A 3542-nucleotide genomic window follows, 5' to 3' on the forward strand; every position below is an offset into this window, starting at 1 on the left:
GCTCGCTCCGGCGTTGCCGGTGTTGTCGTCGTGGCGGAAGGCCCGGTTGCAGCGGGCGGTGCTGGACGGCTGGTCGTACCGGGTGGTGTGGAAGCGGGCGGCCCCGGCGGTCGGCGGCGGTGCCGTGGCCGGTGACCTGCTGGTGGTGCGGCCGGTCGACGATCCCGCGGTGGACGGCTGGTTGGAGCTGCTCGCGGCCGCTCTGCCCGGCGGGTCGGCCGTGCGGCAGTTGGCCGTCGACCCGGCCCAGGTCACCCGGGAGGAGCTGGCGGAGCGGCTGGTCGGGGAGCGGGACGCGCAGCCGGCCGGGGTGGTGTCCCTGCTCGGCCTGGCGGACGCGCAGTACCCAGGCCACCCCGGCATCCCCACCGGGATGGTCGCGACGACCCGTCTGGTGCAGGCGTTGCAGGACGTCGACGTGTCCGCGCCGTTGTGGTGCGTGACGCGGGGCGGGGTCGGTACCGGCCCGGCGGATCCGGTGGCCAGCGCCGCGCAGCACGCACTGTGGGGGCTGGGCCGGGTGGTCGGCCTGGAACACCCGCGGCGCTGGGGCGGCATGGTGGACCTGCCGGTCGAGCCCGACGCCGTGACCTGGGCGGAGGTGGCCCGCATCCTCACCGCCGCCGGCGACGAGGACCAGTTCGCCGTCCGCCCGTCCGGTACCTTCGTCCGGCGGCTCACCCCCGCCACCACCCCCGCGTCGGGGCAGGTCACCGCCTGGCAGCCGCGCGGCACCGTGCTGATAACGGGTGGCACCGGCGCGATCGGCGCGCAGGCCGCCCGCTGGCTCGCCGACAACGGCGCCGAGCACCTGGTGCTGACCAGCCGCCGCGGCCTCGACGCCGCCGGCGCCCGCGAGCTGGCCGACGAGCTGACCGCCACGGGCGTACGGGTCAGCGTGGTGGCCTGCGACGTGGCCGACCGCGACCAGGTCGGCGCGCTCGTGGCCGGCCTGGACGAGGTGGCCCCGCTGACCGCCGTGCTGCACGCCGCCGGCACCGACCACCTCACCCCGCTGGTCGACACCGACCTCGACGTGTTCGACCACGTCATGGCCGGCAAGGCGCTCGGCGCGGTGCACCTCGACGAGTTCCTGGCCGACCGGGAACTCGACGCCTTCGTCACGTTCTCCTCCATCGCCGCGGTGTGGGGCAGCGCCGGCCAGTGCGGGTACGCGGCCGCGAACGCGTACCTCGACGGGCTCGCCGAGCAGCGGCGCGCCCGGGGCCTCACCGCCACCTCCATCTCCTGGGGCGCCTGGGCCGAGGGCGGCATGGCCACCACCGAGGAGACCCAACAGCTGCTCAGCCGCCGCGGCCTCAACCCGATGCGACCCGCCGACGCGCTGCTCGCCCTGCGCCGCGCCGTCGAGCACGGCGAGACCCGCCTGACCGTCGCCGACGTCGACTGGAGCCGCTTCCACCCGGCGTTCACCCTGGCCCGGCCCAGCCCGTTCCTCTCTGAGCTGCCCGCGGTGCGGGCGCTGGCCGAGGCCGAGGCGGAGACCGACGCGCCGGCCGGCGCGTCCGACGCGCTGCGCCACCTGGTCGACCTGACCGAGGCCGAGCAGGAGCGGGAACTGCTCCGGCTCGTCAACGAGCAGGCCGCCCGGGTGCTCGGCCACGCCACCCCGGACGACCTGCGCGGCCGGCCGTTCAAGGACCTCGGCTTCGACTCGCTCACGGCCCTGGACTTCCGTACCCGGCTGAACGAGGCCACCGGGCTGCGGCTGCCGGCCACCCTCGTCTTCGACCACCCCACCCCGGCCGACCTGGCCCGGCACCTGCGCGAGACGGCGTTCGGCGGGGACCGCGCCGCCGCGGCCGTCGCGGTCGCCGTCACCGCCGGCGAGCCGATCGCCATCGTCGGCATGGCCTGCCGCTACCCGGGAGGCGCCGCGAGCCCCGACGAGCTGTGGCGGCTGGTCACCGAGGGCGTCGACGCGATCGGCGATTTCCCCACCGACCGGGGCTGGGACACCCCCGCGCCGGACAGCGGCTACACCCCGGCCGGCGGCTTCCTCCACGACGTGACCGGCTTCGACCCGGCGTTCTTCGGCATCTCGCCCCGCGAGGCCCTGGCGATGGACCCGCAGCAGCGGCTCACCCTCGAGGCGTCCTGGGAGGTGCTGGAACGGGCCGGGATCGACCCGACCGCCCTCAAGGGCAGCCGCACCGGCGTTTACGTCGGCGCGTCCACCTCCGGCTACGGGAGCGGGCTGACCGAGGTGCCGGAGGGCACCGAGGGCTACCTGATGACCGGCGGCTCGCACAGCGTCATCTCCGGCCGGGTGGCGTACACGCTGGGGCTGGAGGGCCCGGCGATCACCGTGGACACCGCCTGCTCGTCGTCGCTGGTCGCGCTGCACCTGGCCAGCGAGGCGCTGCGCCGGGGCGAGTGCGACCTCGCCCTCGCCGGCGGGGTCGCCGTGATGGCCACCCCGGACACCTTCGCCGAGTTCTCCCGCCAGGGCGGCCTTGCCGCGGACGGGCGGTGCAAGTCGTTCGCCGCCGCCGCCGACGGCACCGGGTGGGCCGAGGGCGTCGGCGTGCTGCTGGTCGAGCGGCTGAGCGACGCGCGGCGCAACGGCCACCACGTCCTCGCCGTGCTGCGCGGCTCCGCGGTCAACCAGGACGGGGCGTCCAACGGGCTGACCGCCCCGAACGGGCCGTCCCAGCAGCGGGTCATCCGCCAGGCCCTCGCCAACGCCCGGCTGACCACCGCTGACGTGGACGTGGTCGAGGCGCACGGCACCGGCACCACCCTCGGCGACCCGATCGAGGCGCAGGCGCTGCTGGCCACGTACGGGCAGGACCGGGGCGACGCCGAGCCGCTGCTGCTCGGCTCGATCAAGTCGAACATCGGGCACGCCCAGGCTGCGGCCGGGATGGCCGGTGTGATCAAGATGGTGCAGGCCATGCGGCACGGCGTCGTCCCCGCGACCCTGCACGTGGACGAGCCGTCCCCGCACATCGACTGGACGGCCGGGGCCGTCACGCTCACCACCGAGCAGCGGCCGTGGCCGGAGACGGGCCGGCCGCGCCGGGCGGCGGTGTCGTCGTTCGGCGTCTCCGGCACCAACGCCCACGTCATCGTCGAACAGCCGGAGGAGCCCGCCGAGCCGGACGGCGCCGAGCCGACCGAGCCCGGCTCGCCCGCCGAGGACGGCCCGGACGGGCTGGTCCGCTCGGACGCGGTGCTGTGGCCGCTGTCGGCGCGGTCCAGCGCGGCGCTGCGGGTCCAGGCGGAACGGCTCGCGCGGCACGTCCGCGACCACAACGGCCTCGACCCGGCCGCCGTGGCCTGGTCGCTGGCGACCACCCGGGCCGCACTGGAGCAGCGCGCCGCCGTCGTCGGGGCGAGCAGCGAGGACCTGCTGGCCGGCCTGGACGCCCTGGCGGCCGGCGCGCCGGCCGGCCACGTCGTCGGCGGCACGGCATCCACCCACGGGGTGGTGTTCGTGTTCCCCGGTCAGGGCGGGCAGGCGGTGCGGATGGCCGCGGGTCTGGTGGGGCGGTGTCCGGCGTTCGACGGGCGGTTGG

The 3542-nt window shown here is 76.5% G+C and carries 1 protein-coding gene; it reads left to right on the plus strand.

Going from position 1 to position 3542, the window contains the following annotated elements; all coding sequences use genetic code 11:
• Positions 1-3542 (plus strand): SDR family NAD(P)-dependent oxidoreductase (locus ABZ793_RS34580; protein WP_357465192.1); only part of this gene is annotated, 3542 nt, incomplete at both ends.

It is taken from the genome of Micromonospora sp. NPDC047465, from assembly GCF_040643125.1.
Classification (GTDB): Bacteria; Actinomycetota; Actinomycetes; order Mycobacteriales; family Micromonosporaceae; genus Micromonospora.